A 16,178-nucleotide genomic window follows, 5' to 3' on the forward strand; every position below is an offset into this window, starting at 1 on the left:
GATGAGCTAGCCTCCAATCGAGGCTGGGGGCATTCGATGCTTGACTTCTACACGACATCCCCTGTCGGGGCGACAAAAACAACAAGAGTTAAACTGCTACCGGGGAGATACTGTACGACGCGAAATTCCTGCTGCGGCACCGTCCCGTTGGTAGCGATATTGAACTGGCTGCACGCGGGGAAGAGGAACCCGATCACTTCGGCTCCTTAATTGACCCCTGTGGGCAGTTCCTCTGCCGAAAGCTGAGGCAAGCCGCTGAGCGGCAGTGAATCATGCCCCTTCCAAGATCACGTATTCCGGCAAGTTTTACATGCCTCTGGCATTAGTCTGGCCCCGTGGCGCTTTGCTTGCGCTGTTTGCGGTCCATCGGATTGTAAGTCAATGAGCTCATTCGGCTTCGCTCAAATGGTCGATATGAGCAAAGCGCTCGACCAGAAAGTCGATCAGGGTGCGAACCCGTGCAGATAGCTGCAGTTGCTGCGGGTAAACTGCATAGACATCCGCGCGGGTAGGCGTCTGATCTTCAAGGATCAACTGCAAGCGGCCGCTTCGGACATATCGGGCGATGTCCCACTCTGCTCGCATCAGAATGCCGTAACCCTCCAACGCCCAATTCAAAGCCACCTCGCCGTCGTTGCAACCCAGGGCGCCATGCACTTTGATGTTTTGAGTACGGCTCCCTGCTGCGAAACTCCATACGCCATAAGGCGTCTCGTTTTGCCTGATGAAAATGCAGTTGTGCTGCTGCAAATCTGCCAGTCGCTCAGGTGTGCCGTGCTTCTGCAGGTAGAGGGGAGAGGCACAGAGCAACCGACGGTTGGATGCGATTTTGCGAGCATGGAATGCTGCATCTGGCAGTGTGCCGAAACGGATGCTCAGGTCAAACCCATGGGTCGTGAGATCCAGTGGGTGGTCGCTGATCTCCAGTTGTATTTCAACCTCAGGATACCGGCTGTAAAAGGCCGCCAACGCCGGCCCGATATAGCGGCGACCAAAGCCGAGCGATGCGTTGACCCGAATCAACCCTTTGGGAGTTGCCCGACTGCTGCTGACCATCTGCTCGACCTCATGGATCTGCGTCAGGATTCGCGCCGCGTGGGAGAAGTAAAGCTCACCCTCTGTGGTCAGGCTCATTGAGCGGGTGGTGCGATTGATTAAACGAATGCCCAGCCTGGCTTCCAGCGCCGATAGACGTTTGCTCACTGCCGGAGGGGTGACCCCCAGCTCGCGAGCCGTGGCGGCAAGGCTGCCTTGGTTGGCCAGCAGGTAAAAAAACGACAGGTCTAAGGTCTGGCTCATTCATCGCTCAAAGTCGTGTATGGGGCGTATAAGTTTGATTGAAGCATCATCAATACATATATCCTGCCCATGGCTTGTCTGAATAGCATTTTCAACCTGCAAAAGCAGGAGCTTTAGGTGAAGGTGCTCTGGTTTCCGTCAGTGCTGCGCTTGCTTCGGGGGCGAGCCACCTTGAACCGTAATCACCTTTTCAAATCCGCACGGCCCGGTTGTTTACCTGAAGGCTTGGTCTCGAGTGGTTTACGGCTCAAAAAAGGCGAAGGATTCATAACCTAAAGTAAATTATGTAGTGATTTAAAGTAACTCACGCCTTCCGATTCAATACTTATACTCGGAACACACCCTGATCGAACGACTCCGTTTGACGGGCAAAACAAAACTTACAAAGGTGTTCCCAAATGAATGCGTACAAAATTGCTTCGGTTCCTGGAGACGGTATCGGCATTGAAGTTATTGCTGCCGGGGTTGAAGTCCTCAAGGCGCTGTCCAAGAAAGTCGGCTTTGAAATTACCTTCAAGGACTTCGACTGGAACTCGGATAACTACTTGAAAAATGGCTACTACATTCCGGAAGGTGGCCTGGAAGAACTCAAGACTTTCGATGCGATTTTCTTCGGTGCCGTAGGTGCGCTGAACGTTCCTGACCACATTTCTTTGTGGGGACTGCGTCTGCCTATTTGCCAAGGCTTTGACCAGTACGCAAACGTACGTCCTGCCCGCGTGCTTCCTGGCGTTAAAAGCCCGCTGCACAATGGTGATCAGATCGACTGGGTCGTGGTGCGTGAAAACTCTGAAGGTGAGTACTCGGGCAACGGCGGACGCGTACACCGTGGCTTGCCAGAAGAAGTGGCCACTGAAGTCTCTGTGTTCACCCGTGCCGGTGTTGAGCGTATCCACCGTTTTGCTTTCCAGTTGGCCCAGAGCCGTCCGCGCAAGCACTTGACTATGGTCACTAAGTCCAACGCCCAGCGCCATGGCATGGTGTTGTGGGATGAGATCTTCTACGAGGTGGCCAAGGACTTCCCTGATGTGAAGATCGACAAAGAACTGGTCGATGCCGTTACCACACGCATGGTGCTTAAGCCATCCACTCTGGATGTGATCGTGGCGACCAACCTGCACGCCGATATCCTTTCCGACCTCGCCGCCGCCTTGTCAGGTAGCCTGGGTATTGCACCGACTGCCAATCTAAATCCTTCGCGCCAGTTCCCGTCGATGTTCGAGCCGATCCACGGTTCCGCCTTCGACATCACCGGTAAAGGCGTCGCCAACCCGATCGCAACCTTCTGGACTGCGGCCATGATGCTCGAGCATCTGGGCGAGGCTGCGGCCGCCAAGGAACTGATGTCCGCCATCGAAGCTGTTACCGAAAGCGGTTTGCACACGCCTGATTTAGGCGGTACAGCGACCACTCGGCAGATCACCGACGCTGTAATCAAGCTGATTGGCCGCTAATTCATAGTAATAACTACGGCATACCGCCAAGGGAGGGGTCATTGATCCAGCCCTTGGCATTTCCTGACAACAATAAAAAATCAGGGCCCCGTCATGAAAAGAATTCTGGGAAAGCTCTACGTTCAAGTTTTGCTAGCCGTGATCCTCGGTGCCATCGTGGGTGTAGCGGTTCCTGAAACCGGTGAAGCACTGAAGCCCTTGGGCGACGCGTTCATCAAACTGATCAAGATGCTCCTTGCACCGGTGATTTTCCTCACGGTGGTAACGGGCATCGCCAAGATGGAAAACATGAAGGAGTTAGGGCGTGTCGGTATGCGCGCACTGATCTACTTCGAGGTGGTGTCGACCCTAGCACTGGTGGTTGGTCTGGTGGTGGTGGACGTGTTCAAGCCCGGCGCAGGCATGAACATCGACGTCGCGACGCTGGACGCTTCAAGCCTGGATACCTATACCACCGCAGCGAAGCACACGACGTTCATGGATTTCGTGATGAACATCATCCCGAACACCATTGTCGATGCCTTTGCCAAAGGCAATGTACTGCAGATCCTATTGTTCTCGGTGCTGCTGGGCGTCGCCCTGGCACAGGTTGGCCCCCGCGCAAAATTCTTCGTCGACACGCTTGATAGCCTGATGCAGGGCATGTTCCGAATGGTCAACATGATCATGCGCTTGGCCCCCATTGGCGCATTCGGCGCGATTGCCTTCACCATCGGCAAATACGGCTTCGGCTCGCTGTTCTCGCTGGGCAAGCTGATGGCCTGTGTCTACCTCACCTGCATCGTGTTTGTGATCTTCGTGCTCGGTCCCATCTGCCGCATGAGTGGTTTCAGCCTGTGGAAGTTCCTGCGGTTTATTAAGGAAGAGTTGTTCACTGTGCTGGGCACCAGTTCATCGGAGTCGGTACTACCGCAGATGATTTCCAAGATGGAGAAGGCAGGGGTTTCCAAGCCGGTTGCTGGCATGGTGATTCCGGCGAGCCTGACGTTCAACCCGGATGGGCAGGCGATCTACTACACCATTGCAGCCATCTTCATTGCCCAGGCCACCAACACACCATTGACCTTGATGGACCAATTGATCGTGCTGGCCGTGCTGATGTTCACCTCCAAGGGATCGGCCGGGGTGACAGGTTCGGGTTTTATCATTCTGGCGGCCACCCTGGCTTCGCTGGGAACCATTCCGGTCGCTGGCATGGTGCTGTTGTTGGGTGTCGACCGTTTCATGTCTGAAGCGCGTGCCATCACCAACACCATTGGCAACGGCGTCGGCACCATGGCGATTGCCAAGTGGGTAGGAGCACTGGATACGGCGAAGATGAATCGTGCACTCAACGGTCAGCCGGAGCCTGATGAAGTGACGCCCCCTGTCGCCAGCCAATCCGCGTCCCATGACGCTCATAGCAACGGCTCTCAACAGGTGGGCCTGGCGCCTGCTTTGAAGGTCTAAGCTTCTGCAATCAGAAGTTTGGGCTGGCTCAACGTCGGCTCCTTCCCGGAGTCGACGTTTTCTTTTTAGGTGACCTTCAATTTGAAATCAGATAGCTGCGCCGGTTGCGTGACGAGTCATTTTCAAAGGTAAAAACAATGTTTGAGTTGGATCATGTGCTTGCGCAGGACATCGTCGATCGAGCAATGCTCATCCTTCCTTTCAATGTCAATGTGATGGACTGCCAGGGCTTGATTATGGGCAGTGGCGAGCCCGAGCGGATAAACACCCGTCATGAGGGTGCCCAGCTAGTTCTGGCGAACCAGCGCGTGGTGGAAATCGATGTGCAGTCGTCTCCCTGCCTCAAAGGGGTCCAGCCAGGTATCAATGTGCCCCTCATGCACGATGAACGCTTGATTGGCGTGCTGGGCCTTACCGGCGATCCGCATACGCTGCGTACTTACGCAGAATTGCTGCGCATGACCGCTGAAATGCTAGTTTCGCAACGGCACCGCGAAGTGCAGTCGCAATGGCGCAAGCAGCGCAGCGACGACTTGCTGGCCTTGCTCTTGGGGGATGCGGGAAACTCTCCTCGCTTGTTGGACGAAGCGCAGCAGCTAGGGCTCAAACACCAGCTCACGCGCACGCCACTTTTGATTGAGTTCGCGTCTAACCAGGTCGCAGCGATGGTGAGTGAATGGTTGCTGGGGCGGGTTCCGGACAGTTGGTGTCTGAGTCCGTCGCCTAATACGGTCCTGTGGTGCTGCCCCGCCGTCAGCGGGGTCGATCCTCACAAGTACCTGCAAAAAATGCAGAGCCAAGGCTGGACGCCTGTTCGTGTGGCCATCGGAGTGCCTGTCCAGGGCATGGAGCGGCTACGCAAAGTCTGCGCGCATGTGACGGCGCTAGCGGCCTATGGTCGTGCCGTTTTGAAGACGCAGCGGCTTTTGCTGCTGACGCGCTTGCGTCTGCCGGCAATGTTATGGGCTCATCGAGAAGAGTATGTGGTCGAGGAACTACTGGCCGTCGTCAACAAGGTGCGTGCCAAGGACAGCAATGGTCAGTTGATGCAAACGTTGCGAAGCTGGTGTGAGCACAGTGGGCAAATCCAAACCTGTGCAGATGCCCTAGGCTTGCATCGAAACACCCTGCGTTATCGGATGGATAGGATTTCAGAGATCACCGAAATGGATTTGAACAAGCTAGATGACGTGGTTGTTTTGTACCTGGGTGTGCAACTGATGTCTGACGGTTGAGCCTCGATGTTCAGCGTAAACAGGCGCAGACTTGCATCAGCGCCTGAGGTTGGAGGCTAAACGGTTCGCCGATATCAGCACTCGGCATAGGTTTAGCGAGTACCTGCGCCGTAAACCGCGAAGGCGCCCAATGCTTCTTCTATTCGCAGTAGACGATTGTATTTGCTCACTCGGTCCGACCGGCACAACGATCCGGTCTTGATCTGTCCGGCCCGCGTGGCGACGGCGAGGTCGGCAATGAAGGTATCCTCCGTTTCCCCGGAGCGGTGTGAGATGACCGCTTTGTAGCCCGCCGCTTGAGCCATGCGAATGGCGGCCAGGGTTTCGGTCAAGGTGCCGATCTGGTTGTATTTGATCAGCACCGAGTTGGCAATCCCTCGATCTATCCCTTCCTTGAGGATGCGCGTGTTGGTGACGAACAGATCGTCGCCTACCAGTTGCACATGTTCGCCAAGCTGGGCGGTCAGTTTTTTCCAGCCGTCCCAGTCACTTTCGTCCATGCCGTCTTCGATAGAAGTGATGGGGTAGCGCTCACAGAGTGAGCTCAAGTAACGGGAAAAGTCTTCGGAGTCGAATCGACGATCTTCACCCTGCAGATGGTAGAAACCGTCCTCGAAGAATTCGGAGGCTGCGCAGTCGAGCGCTAGAGTAACGTCCTGTCCCAGCACATAGCCTGCTCGCTCCACGGCTTCTTGGATGACCAACAAAGCGGCTTCGTTGGAGGGCAGCGAAGGGGCAAATCCGCCTTCGTCGCCGACCGAGGTACTCAGGCCTTGAACGCGCAAAACGGCTTTCAAGGAGTGAAAGATCTCGGCACCCATGCGCAGTGCCTCGCGAAACGATGAGGCTGAAACCGGCTGAATCATAAACTCCTGAATGTCCACATTATTATCGGCATGTTCGCCGCCGTTAATGATGTTCATCATCGGTATCGGCAAGGCGTACCGTCCAGGTTGACCGTACAGGGAGGCCAGGTGTTCGTACAGCTCCAGGCCCTGATGCTGTGCGCCAGCCCGTGCGGTGGCCAGCGATACGGCTAGCGTCGCATTGGCGCCCAAGGCGCTTTTGGAATCTGTGCCGTCCAGTTTGATCATGGCCTCATCGACGGTCTTCTGGTCCAAAGCGCTAAGCCCTTTGACCCGTGCGCTGATCACGCCCTTGACGTTTTCCACGGCGCGCAGTACGCCCTTGCCCAGGTAGCGAGCCTCACCATCGCGAAGCTCCAGCGCTTCTCTCGAACCCGTCGATGCGCCAGAGGGCACACTGGCGGAACCGGTCACACCGTTGGCCAGTGTCACGCTGGCTTCTATCGTCGGGTTGCCGCGTGAATCGAGTATCTCGCGAGCGTGAATGTGCGCAATGGCAGAGGTTTCAGGCGTCATGGAGGGTCTCCGATTGAGTGGTGCTTGCAGGGCGCGGTTGGTTGGCGTTTTCGAGCAGTTCTTGCTGCTCTGCTCGTAAGGCACGGACGTCGAAATCCCGTGGCCAATCAGTCATGGACTCTCGGGGAGTCGGCATTTGTACGGCTGGGTGCTGCTTCGAAATCATTGGACGTCACTCTTTTTGATATTGAGGGACAACTATTACCTGACCAAGCCTACGCCGAGATTCGGGCGAATCCTTTAGGCGCGCGAACAAAAGCGCTTGCCTTTGCTTGTGCCTGGAGCTGGAGCCTAAGCGGTTCGCTGATGTCAGCATGAGGCATCACCTATCGCCGGAGAGCGCTCATGAAAGTCGTCATAGCACCTGATTCATTCAAGGACAGCCTAAGCGCCGATGGCGTTGCACAAGCCATTGCGCTGGGGCTGGCTGAGGTGCTGCCTAACGCTGAATTGGTGCAATGCCCGATGGCCGATGGCGGCGAGGGAACCATGGAGGCGATTCTGGCGGCCCTGCACGGTGAGTGTCGTCACGCCGAGGTTAGAGGGCCTTTGGGTGTCGGGGTCAGCGCCCGTTGGGGATGGCTTGCGCAGACGCGAACCGCGGTCATTGAAATGGCCGAGGCGAGCGGCCTGCAACTGGTGGCCTTGGAGCAACGTGACGCATGTCTCAGCTCCAGCTATGGCACTGGGCAACTGATCCTTGATGCTCTGAATGCCGGGGCCGAAACAATCATCTTGACCATCGGTGGTAGCGCGACCAACGACGGCGGTGCGGGTATGCTCAATGCCTTGGGCGCGCGCTTCCAAGATGAAGGTGGAAGGGAGCTGACGCCAGGTGGCTTGGCTCTTTCTGGATTGTGTAGTATCGATTTGAGTGAGATGGATCCCCGTCTGCATAGTACCCGTTTCGAAGTGGCGGCTGATGTCGATAACCCCTTGTGCGGTGCCCACGGCGCTTCATTTACCTTTGGTCGGCAGAAGGGGGCAAGCAGCGAGCAGATCGAACAGCTGGATCAGGCATTGACCCATTTTGCCGATTGTTGCGCTGTCGTGCTTGCGCAGGATGTTCGCGACATTCCGGGCGCCGGGGCAGCCGGAGGCATGGGGTTTGCCGCGAAAGCGTTCCTGGGGGCCGGTTTTCGACCGGGCGTAGAAGTGGTGGCAAAATTGGTCGGGCTTGCCGATAAGATCAAGGGTGCAGACCTAGTCATCACCGGCGAAGGCCGTTGTGACGGTCAAACGTTGCGCGGCAAAACCCCCATGGGGGTAGCGCGTATTGCCCGTGAGCAAGGCGTACCTGTAGTGATTCTTGCCGGCACGCTCGGTGAGCGCTACGAGGCGCTGTATGAACACGGCGTCAACGCTGCTTTCGCATTGGTGTCAGGCCCCATGAGCCTCGCCGATGCGTGCCAGCAAGCACCTCGACTATTGCGCGAACGGGCGCGGGATATTGCTCGTCTCTGGCGGCTTGAATAGCTATTTGCGGCCTGCAGGCAACTGAGAGGGGTGAACCGTCCCACGCCTGAGCTCAGTTACTACCACCTGCGGGGCACCTACTCGCCACATTGAAAAGTTTCTCAGTCCTGCGGTGATCTTTGCTGCTTTTTAACGGATTAGTTTCAGGTTAATTGCTAGTGCATGTGCGCCTATCCTGTGTCTACGGCCTTAGATGCAATTAAGTCAGCCGTTGCAGTTTCTGCACCTGCGGCGGCCTGTGTAAACTCATCGCTCACGCCTCATGCTGTGTGGTTTGTAGTGATCCAACGCCAGGATGCGCTTGAGGTGAGCTCACACCATTTCTACTTTTTTACGGTCGTGCGAAGACGCTGATGACGAACCACATCTCGGGTCGCTCATCGTTCGGCCCCATTCCTACAGTTCGAGTATCGGCCCCAAAGCGATTCCTGGTTATGTGCCGCTTTGGCCGACCTTTGCGGAGCCTGAGAGGCTGCAATGGTTCGAAAGGGGCCACTCACGAATGACTGGTTTTGGCCCTTTGCTGCCTTTCGCCAACGACCGCTTTGGGCCGAAAACGGTTACTCACGAATGCTGCTTTTGGCCGTAAGCTCCTGTTGAAGGCAGACCCTATGTGTTGAAGGTGAACCAGCGATATCAGAACGGGACGAGGGAGGGTTGCGGAAATGATCGAAAAGATGCGGAAATGATTCAGATAGCGATAACTCCAAATCATGATTCCAAAAAACGACAACGCCCTGAATATTCAGGGCTTTGTCGGTACATAAGATGGCGGAGGCGATGGGATTCGAACTCATGGACCTGTTACAGTCGACGGTTTTCAAGTCCATGTCTAAAGCAAGTAATTCAATGGGTTATGGCCCTAAGTATTCCGCTTTGCTTGTGTGCAAACGTCGATCGGTACGGCCGCTAACGGCCAAAAGCGGACGCTGATGACAAGTCAGCTTCCGGCCAAAAACCGACGTTCGCAAGCGATCATTGACGGCCAGCAACGGACAGTGGACAGACTGATGGCGAAACAGTAGCGTCATGTTTTTCTAGGAATCTGAACCCATGTCATCGCCGCTGCACCTCTACAAGTACGAACGCTTTACCGCACAGTCGCTTCAGAACCTGAAGGACCAATTAATCTATTTCGGCTCCCCGCTCGCTTTCAACGACCCTTACGACTGCGCGCTTTCACCGCGCATCAAGAAGCCAACTGACGCCGATGTTGAGAAATTGCGAAGCCATTACTTAGCGAAACCCAAAATCGAAAGTGGCATTCGGCGAGAGTTCGAAAAAGCATCTCCTGCTGTGCTTAGGGATGTGCTCCTTCGCATAGGACAGGAAACCTTAGATGACATGATCAAAAGATTTCTGTCACAACGTGGGGTCAGCTGCTTTTCAGAGAAGAAGGACAACTTATTGATGTGGTCCCACTACGGGGATCATTGCAAAGGTTTCTGCCTGGAGTTTTCAACCTTGGCCGATCCATTTCACAAGATTAAGAAGGTTCACTATACACAAGACATGCCCATTCTCGACATCGTTCCGATCCTGTGCGGTGAAGATTCCGACCCTGTCTCCGATCTATATTGTACCAAAGCGATTGATTGGGCTTATGAGCACGAGTGGCGCGCTATTCATAGTCAAGCCGGCACGGCGTATCGATATCCTTCCGAAGCACTCACCGGCATCTACTTCGGCCCAGACATGCCCCTCACTGCGATTGAGATTATCGCGTTAGTTCTCGCAGGACAAAATGAACACGTCCAGCTCTGGCAAGGTTGTCGTAGCAAGTCTAACTTCTTAGTTGAATTTCAGCCGGTAAAATACATGTCACATCTGGAAGCAAAGCGGCTAGGATTACTGGGGACAGCAGGCACTTAATCGGCCACCAAAACTGCACCCTCGACCCATGTATTTTCATGCCCGCCCGGCATAGCAGGCTTCTTTCGGCCAAAAGGGGACCTTGGATGTATCTCGGATACCCGGGGCGTTCAGGGCGATGTAAGCAGAGTTAGAATATGGTTGGATTTGAGGAGTGGATATGAAAGTTGAATGGAAGGCCAACAAAAAACTGAAGCCGCAAATCATCCTAGATCGCCTAAAGGCCTGCTCATCTATCGACGCCGAAGGTAAAGTGTCTTTCAATGGCTTCGAAATGCATGAGCTTGGTTCCGTTCTTTTTACGATGATTGATTTTCATAAAACATTTAGTTATCACACCGCTAAGCGATTTTATAACCGAGCCTTGAACTCATGGGTGAAATCTGGGAGCAAATTAGCTGATGATTTTTTGAAAGCATTAAAGACAGAGGTGTTATCTTATAATAAGCAGGTGCCGAAGGAGTACGTGTTAGTAACTTCGATATCGATAGCCACGGGCTTTCCACTGCGAAGGATAGTGCTCGGTGATACGACTCTGGAATGTTACCCAGGCGGGCTTCCAAAAAAATATAAAACTCGAGAAGCATATAACGCTCGTTGGAATTTTGAATCTCCATCTCTACCAGATAGTTATTGTCCTGTTGTTGTAAGATTCAGGTCGAAAAATCATATGGATGGTGTAGAGCATGCGCTACATGAACTGGATTTCATAAGGGGAGTATTTTGTCTAGATATAAACCCTGCGTTTGAGATTGCCATCTCGATGCAGGCAATTCGAAGAGCGCCTATCAATAAGTTGACTTTAGGGGGAATGCACACGCTACACAACAAGGATGGCAGTCTAAGTGATAGCAATATTTTTTGGTACGACTCTAACTATACTGAGCGAAGATCATTAAATCTGACAGCTGGAAAAAAAACCCAATCGATAAATTTCTTCAGGTTTGTAACAGATAAACTCAAGCATCATAAGGATGCGCACATTATCAAAGACGCCATCATAAGATTTGTGCGTGCCTTTGACGAGACTGATAAAAACTCCTCTGTTCAACGGGGGTGGGCTGCTTTGGAGTCAGTAATGGCTCCAGGTGAAAATAATACGGATTTAGTCGTTGCGCGTTGCTCTTACCTTTATGGAGAACGTGAGTATCATCGACAAATATTAGAGCATGTAAAAGACTACCGTAATCGAAATGTACATATGGGGCAGTCTATCGACGATCCATCCCCTCATTGCTTCCAAATACAAAAATTCTTTCGGCAGGCGGTTATTTTTCACTTGGCTGAAGTGGGCAATTTTTCTGGATTGCAAGATGCTAATAAATTTTTAGACTCGTCAGCCTCGATAGAAGAGTTGATACGACAGCGAGATCTTATAGATAAAGCTATATTATTTATTAGCCCTGGATAAGCTAAATATGTATCGCATCATTCGGCCGACATTATTCATCTATTACTCGACTAATCATAAACACTATATATAACTTATGAACATGCTGAGTCGCCCATAGATTTCTAGACGCCTTCAACTGGCTCCTTTTGGCCGTTGGTGGTCGATTGCGAGCATCCGATTGACTACGGCGATCGACTGAATACGATTCAGAAGGAGGCATCGACGCGAAAAGTACCTGAGAGCGACCCGCGCATGACGCTGGTAAAGAAATTACAATTGGGGCAAGAGAACCTAAATATTCCTCCTCTAATAAAAATCAAAGATTAATATTTAAACCATGATCTAGCATCAGTTGCTCTACTGCGACGCTTCCACCCTCAACAGACTCCAACGCTCGCAGAACACTGGCCAACTCATTGCTGTGCTTAATCTGGTCATTTGCTGATGCCATCCTAACAATTTCATTGGCTTGTTTGTAGGTAGGGTCGACTTCCTGCATAACTTGCCTGATGGTTCGACCATATGTATTTGCTTCAGCAAAGCTACGAGAGGTTGAATATATGGTAATTAGCCGATCCAACATCGCTGAAGGAGTGACAAGCCAATCAACTTTTTCCAGCTCGTCAAATGTTGCAAACCTAATTCTTTTTTCTGCTGCGGCAATTAATTCGGGTGGGAGAGCGTCTAGTAAAAAAAACCAATCTAAATCAACAAATAATTTCTGTGGTGCGTTTTGTATAAATGTCAAAATCCTTAACTGCTCCGCCTTGGGAAGGGCACTCCATAAACCCAATTTGGCGAGCCGTGCTACGATTATCACTGCGCCGGATATTTCCTCTTCCGTGCGCATGCGTTCAACTGTTTGTCTGACGCAATCTTCGAAGAATCTTTCCCACAAGTTAGGGTGGATAATTTTAATTGCCGATAAAGCAAGTACGCACTTATTAAATTTTGCGGATTCTTCTCCCCCAAAGGCGGTTTTTACAAAAACTTTTAGTAAATTGTTGTAGAGAGACTCTCTTGGCCGTTTCAAAGGCCCGGCCTCGAATAACGTAACAACGTCTTCTAGATTGCTCGGGAAAAATTTAGAATCTACATCACTCAAAACTCGCGCCAGTGCTACCTTTCCTTGCGATGCAGGTCTGGAAAGTATGGAATTTACAGAGTTGAATATATGCAATCTTGCCAGTTCCGCCGACGCGGAGAATACTTGGTTGTCAGAAACCTGTGAGGGATGAGCACATCTATTGCGATCCTCTACCAAGCGAACAATATCTAGATATTCAATAGGAGAGATTAGCTCGAACTTGTCCTTCGCCATCAATGGAAGTTCTTTTTCAAAAGCTAAGGCTCCCGGAAGGTTGTGAGTTTTCTGTATAGTCTCAAATCTCGCAATTTCAACTTGGGCCTCCTTATCTCCGGAAGCTGATAGCTCTCTTATTTTGTCCACCAAATCGAAAGCAACTGCGATCCAACAAGCTACCACTGACGAGCGATACGCACCTGCCTTATAACATTTTACGGCTTCTTCGATATATAGGCGCGAGCGAGGGTCCTCGCAACTCAATATTAACTCATCCAGATCGCTGAGCATTTTTTTCCTTATTTATTATCTGTTAGATGACAAGTGCACAATTTCTATCCGCTATATATTTTTTTAGCTTTGAGAAAATGCATTCGAAGCTTTTGCTGGTCTGGTCGCAGTTATTATTGGCATTCTCTACTGAGAGCAACGGCGTTTGACTATCACCGCAGCCCCGCCAAGGACTTGCTGCGTATGCAAATCCCTTGCTAAGGATAGGTCCGGCCAATGTGTAGAAACGACTTTATGGTGAATGGCCGTTTCTGGCCGGAAGCAGTAGTTCCCGGATGTCCGCTATTGGCCGAAAGCGGCCATTGCCAAGAAACGCAATGAATATTGGCAGTCGTTAGGGGGTTGGAGTTCGAATCTCTCCTTCACCGCCACATTCAGTAAACACAAACCCCTGATTTTCCTAGAGAAAGTCGGGGGTTTGTGGTTTTTGGCATCGGAAAAATGGCCATATGGGACAGATTTGGGACAGATGCGCTATTTTGGTGCGGACTCTTGTGCCTTCCATCTTGATTGACCGTGACGTTGTACTTCCACTACTGACCAGTGAGCGGCCGATAATAGGCTGCAAGCGGTTGACCTTCGCGCATGCTCCATCTGCCGCCCAGGAATAACGTAGGTAGGGCGTTATCTAATGTCTGACCAAACACTTTGAATTTTTGGGAGCGCCCGACATCACTTGATCATCATCAAAGGAGGTCTCGTGACTCAGTCCGATATGTATGTCATTGATTACCAACTCCACGGGGAACCAAAGAGTTTCGTCATCAGAGCGAAGCTGATGAACAATGCGGAGGCATGGCAGTGGGCGAGCTGTGACGCTGGTCTTGCGCCTATTCCCAAGCCAGGCCGTGCCTCGTTGAAACGTTTTTCCAAGCCTATGGCCGAACGTTTCGGTGTGACGAATGTGCAATGGCGCGCATCCGTGTCGCTGGCCTGGGACTAAGGTCATGGAATAGGATCGATTAACTCAGACCAGCGCTAAATCTTAAGGAAGATACAGATGCCAAGGAAGACAGACCCCCATGTCATTACAGCCGACGCGCTCACATTGCTGCTGCACAACCAGCATGCGCTGGGCGCCGCAATAGAGGAGATCACTCAGTGGATCTCGGGAGCGGGTGCAGATGACGTTGCTGATAACGCCATCGTGGCTTTGGAAACGCTAGACGCAAATGCTAACGCGATCACCGAAGCGATCATGCGTTTAAGACAGTGCTAAAAAATTGCCGCTTTCGAGCGAACGGTTAACCTAGATCTATCGAGCGTTAACCGAAAACAGTTTGAGAGCTGTGATCTTCTAGCTTTGCTGGCTGTCTATGACGTGCGGGACGCACCATGGGAGTGACTCACAGGGATCAAGCCCTGCGTCTAGGTGATAACGCGTATCTAGCCGTACCATCGATTACTGCCGGGATTAATCCCGCGCACTCTGAGTCTTTGATAAGTTGTCTCATCACTTCCACGTCAGCCGTGTTGCCCACATTTTCTTGCATGAAGTGCTTGCTGATAAGGTAACGGCCGCAACCGTCACAGGCGATGTTCTGCCAATCGCCCACCTCATATTTGAGCACCGCGTTTTCCCAACAGATCCAGCACATACATTTCATAAAACTTCTCCTAGCTGGCTCATGGATTGCCCCAGAAAGAAGCTGGTTCAATGCAGAGGGTCGACTGGCATAACCGTCGGTCTGGTACGGGTGTGGATGCAGAATTCGCCAATTATGACGTATTGCGGCTATTGGCCACTAGTGAATATAACGCCGTTTATGTTCAACAGGCCCCCACACCGTGCACCGGTGTGGGGGCCTTTTTTGCGCCGGCGGCAACCACTGGCCCCGGTGCTGGTCTACCATTGCCTAACTTTCTGGTCGATGCGTCGGCCGCCTCCAACAGGAACGCTGCTCCATGTCATACGCCTATGAAGGCCTGGCCACCGTCACCGTGCTGGCACTGTACTTGGGCCAGCCACCGAAGGATCTCACCACGCTGGAATTGAATGTGCGTGTACATAACGCCGGATCGGGACGGTTTCGCATTGAGTTCGACCGTTACCTGCACGGTCCAAAGGAGGCGAACGCCTTGCGGGTGATCTTGCCGGGGGGGTTGTTGCTGCAAGGCCCGATCGCCGAGGGGCGCAATGAGCCGGCCGGTGGCTGGTTGTTGATCGAGGCGGAGCAATACGACCTTGCGCTCGAGCAGCCTGCGAGCCTCAATGGCTGGAGATGGGAATGAGCAGCGAGACCGAAGCCTTCACAGCGCTGAACCTGCCGCAAGCGGTGCAGGCCCAGGTCCTGAAACTCCTCGCCCAGATCGGCCGTGCGCAGACAGCCGATGATCTGTTTCGCGCCAGTGATCGTGCCGAAGGTTTTGTCTTAGGGCTGGAAACCGCCAAGGCGCTCAACGCCGGCAGTCTCGAGGTCTTATATAAGGCGTTCGACGACGCTGCTACAGCTCGGCGCCTGGAGCATGCACAGTGATCGGCGAAGGCATTCACGAAGAGGTGTTGCGCGCCCTGATTGGACAACACGCCGTGCGCGAATGCCTGGTGGCCAAGATTGGTGGCGGCCCCGATTGGGGCCTGTCGAGTCGCCTGGGCGGCAGTGGCGCACGCTGGGTGCCGGTACGCTCGCGGCGTGAGCGATTGCGCACCTGGGCGAGCTTGACGGCCGTAGGGCGCTTTGCTGAAAACGTGGGTATCAAAAAATTTAGTGTGGAGCTGTGACCGGCGAACGCTGTAAGGCTATTTTCTTCAGACCTACGTCCGTCTGCCTTTGCTTGAAATACGTGCTTCAGGTGGCCGAATTCTTTCCGCAATTTCTTTTGAGGTCCTGGTTTCACTACTCTAAAACGAACAGAGAATTTGTACGGTGCGGAAAAGTAACCACTATAAAGCTCTGATTTATAAGGGAAAAATAACGGACTTAAAATCCCCCGCTCGTAAGGGCGCGCCGGTTCGATTCCGGCTTCGGGCACCATAAATATCAAGGGCTTGCATGACATATGTCATGCAAGCCCTTGATATTT

General features: G+C 52.7%; 14 protein-coding genes. 11 read left to right on the forward strand and 3 right to left on the reverse strand.

Features of this window, described 5'->3' with window-relative positions:
- Positions 1 to 387: 387 nt before the first annotated feature.
- Complete coding sequence (locus D8U71_RS12100; RefSeq protein WP_093101791.1) at positions 388 to 1,299, reverse strand: LysR family transcriptional regulator; 912 nt, start codon at positions 1,297 to 1,299, stop codon at positions 388 to 390.
- Between the two features lie 398 nt (positions 1,300 to 1,697).
- Here D8U71_RS12100 and D8U71_RS12105 point away from each other — a divergent pair, with 398 nt between their 5' ends.
- From D8U71_RS12105 to D8U71_RS12115, 3 genes are all read left to right on the forward strand, one after another.
- Positions 1,698 to 2,753, forward strand: a complete 1,056-nt coding sequence (locus tag D8U71_RS12105) for a tartrate dehydrogenase (RefSeq protein ID WP_093101790.1) — start codon at positions 1,698 to 1,700, stop codon at positions 2,751 to 2,753.
- Positions 2,754 to 2,846: 93 nt separating this feature from the next.
- Entirely contained in the window at positions 2,847 to 4,202 is a 1,356-nt protein-coding gene (locus D8U71_RS12110; RefSeq protein ID WP_122611016.1) for a dicarboxylate/amino acid:cation symporter, read from the forward strand.
- 137 nt (positions 4,203 to 4,339) lie between these two features.
- Complete coding sequence (locus D8U71_RS12115) at positions 4,340 to 5,437, forward strand: sugar diacid recognition domain-containing protein (protein WP_093101788.1); 1,098 nt, start codon at positions 4,340 to 4,342, stop codon at positions 5,435 to 5,437.
- 92 nt (positions 5,438 to 5,529) lie between these two features.
- Here D8U71_RS12115 and eno read toward each other — a convergent pair whose 3' ends face one another.
- Positions 5,530 to 6,819: a phosphopyruvate hydratase gene (gene eno, locus D8U71_RS12120; protein WP_093101787.1), complete on the reverse strand. Its 1,290-nt coding sequence runs from the start codon at positions 6,817 to 6,819 to the stop codon at positions 5,530 to 5,532.
- Between the two features lie 345 nt (positions 6,820 to 7,164).
- Here eno and D8U71_RS12125 point away from each other — a divergent pair, with 345 nt between their 5' ends.
- From D8U71_RS12125 to D8U71_RS12135, 3 genes are all read left to right on the forward strand, one after another.
- A complete protein-coding gene (locus tag D8U71_RS12125) occupies positions 7,165 to 8,295 on the forward strand; it encodes a glycerate kinase (protein WP_130887833.1) in 1,131 nt (376 codons plus the stop codon).
- 1,053 nt (positions 8,296 to 9,348) lie between these two features.
- Entirely contained in the window at positions 9,349 to 10,167 is an 819-nt protein-coding gene (locus D8U71_RS12130) for a DUF2971 domain-containing protein (RefSeq protein ID WP_130887834.1), read from the forward strand.
- 160 nt (positions 10,168 to 10,327) lie between these two features.
- Positions 10,328 to 11,578 carry a hypothetical protein gene (locus tag D8U71_RS12135; RefSeq protein ID WP_130887835.1) on the forward strand — a complete coding sequence of 417 codons (1,251 nt, stop codon included), beginning with the start codon at positions 10,328 to 10,330 and terminating at the stop codon, positions 11,576 to 11,578.
- 298 nt (positions 11,579 to 11,876) lie between these two features.
- Here D8U71_RS12135 and D8U71_RS12140 read toward each other — a convergent pair whose 3' ends face one another.
- Complete coding sequence (locus D8U71_RS12140) at positions 11,877 to 13,154, reverse strand: hypothetical protein (RefSeq protein WP_130887836.1); 1,278 nt, start codon at positions 13,152 to 13,154, stop codon at positions 11,877 to 11,879.
- Between the two features lie 700 nt (positions 13,155 to 13,854).
- Here D8U71_RS12140 and D8U71_RS12145 point away from each other — a divergent pair.
- The 5 genes from D8U71_RS12145 to D8U71_RS12165 all read left to right on the forward strand — a co-directional run bounded on the left by D8U71_RS12145 (position 13,855) and on the right by D8U71_RS12165 (position 15,876).
- A complete protein-coding gene (locus D8U71_RS12145; RefSeq protein ID WP_130887837.1) occupies positions 13,855 to 14,097 on the forward strand; it encodes a DUF6555 family protein in 243 nt (80 codons plus the stop codon).
- A gap of 57 nt (positions 14,098 to 14,154) precedes the next feature.
- Entirely contained in the window at positions 14,155 to 14,373 is a 219-nt protein-coding gene (locus D8U71_RS12150) for a hypothetical protein (protein WP_130887838.1), read from the forward strand.
- A 686-nt stretch (positions 14,374 to 15,059) separates the two neighbouring features.
- Entirely contained in the window at positions 15,060 to 15,386 is a 327-nt protein-coding gene (locus tag D8U71_RS12155; RefSeq protein ID WP_130887839.1) for a hypothetical protein, read from the forward strand.
- Complete coding sequence (locus D8U71_RS12160) at positions 15,383 to 15,631, forward strand: hypothetical protein (protein WP_130887840.1); 249 nt, start codon at positions 15,383 to 15,385, stop codon at positions 15,629 to 15,631. The genes D8U71_RS12155 and D8U71_RS12160 overlap by 4 nt, the downstream gene beginning before the upstream one ends.
- The gene (locus tag D8U71_RS12165; RefSeq protein WP_130887841.1) at positions 15,628 to 15,876 is read left to right on the forward strand and encodes a hypothetical protein; all 249 of its coding nucleotides are present in this window, start codon (positions 15,628 to 15,630) and stop codon (positions 15,874 to 15,876) included. Before D8U71_RS12160 ends, D8U71_RS12165 begins: the two co-directional genes overlap by 4 nt.
- Positions 15,877 to 16,178: the final 302 nt, after the last annotated feature.

This window comes from Pseudomonas sp. Sample_21, assembly GCF_004307525.1.
GTDB lineage: Bacteria > Pseudomonadota > Gammaproteobacteria > Pseudomonadales > Pseudomonadaceae > Aquipseudomonas > Aquipseudomonas atacamensis.

What these genes read in the sequence shown, in the direction of transcription:
- D8U71_RS12155 (WP_130887839.1), top strand. Translation starts at nt 15,060, where the DNA reads ATGTCATACGCCTATGAAGGCCTGGCCACCGTCACCGTGCTGGCACTG.
- eno (WP_093101787.1), bottom strand. Translation starts at nt 6,819, where the DNA reads ATGACGCCTGAAACCTCTGCCATTGCGCACATTCACGCTCGCGAGATA.
- D8U71_RS12160 (WP_130887840.1), top strand. Translation starts at nt 15,383, where the DNA reads ATGAGCAGCGAGACCGAAGCCTTCACAGCGCTGAACCTGCCGCAAGCG.
- D8U71_RS12105 (WP_093101790.1), top strand. Translation starts at nt 1,698, where the DNA reads ATGAATGCGTACAAAATTGCTTCGGTTCCTGGAGACGGTATCGGCATT.
- D8U71_RS12140 (WP_130887836.1), bottom strand. Translation starts at nt 13,154, where the DNA reads ATGCTCAGCGATCTGGATGAGTTAATATTGAGTTGCGAGGACCCTCGC.
- D8U71_RS12135 (WP_130887835.1), top strand. Translation starts at nt 10,328, where the DNA reads ATGAAAGTTGAATGGAAGGCCAACAAAAAACTGAAGCCGCAAATCATC.
- D8U71_RS12125 (WP_130887833.1), top strand. Translation starts at nt 7,165, where the DNA reads ATGAAAGTCGTCATAGCACCTGATTCATTCAAGGACAGCCTAAGCGCC.
- D8U71_RS12150 (WP_130887838.1), top strand. Translation starts at nt 14,155, where the DNA reads ATGCCAAGGAAGACAGACCCCCATGTCATTACAGCCGACGCGCTCACA.
- D8U71_RS12100 (WP_093101791.1), bottom strand. Translation starts at nt 1,299, where the DNA reads ATGAGCCAGACCTTAGACCTGTCGTTTTTTTACCTGCTGGCCAACCAA.
- D8U71_RS12130 (WP_130887834.1), top strand. Translation starts at nt 9,349, where the DNA reads ATGTCATCGCCGCTGCACCTCTACAAGTACGAACGCTTTACCGCACAG.
- D8U71_RS12115 (WP_093101788.1), top strand. Translation starts at nt 4,340, where the DNA reads ATGTTTGAGTTGGATCATGTGCTTGCGCAGGACATCGTCGATCGAGCA.
- D8U71_RS12110 (WP_122611016.1), top strand. Translation starts at nt 2,847, where the DNA reads ATGAAAAGAATTCTGGGAAAGCTCTACGTTCAAGTTTTGCTAGCCGTG.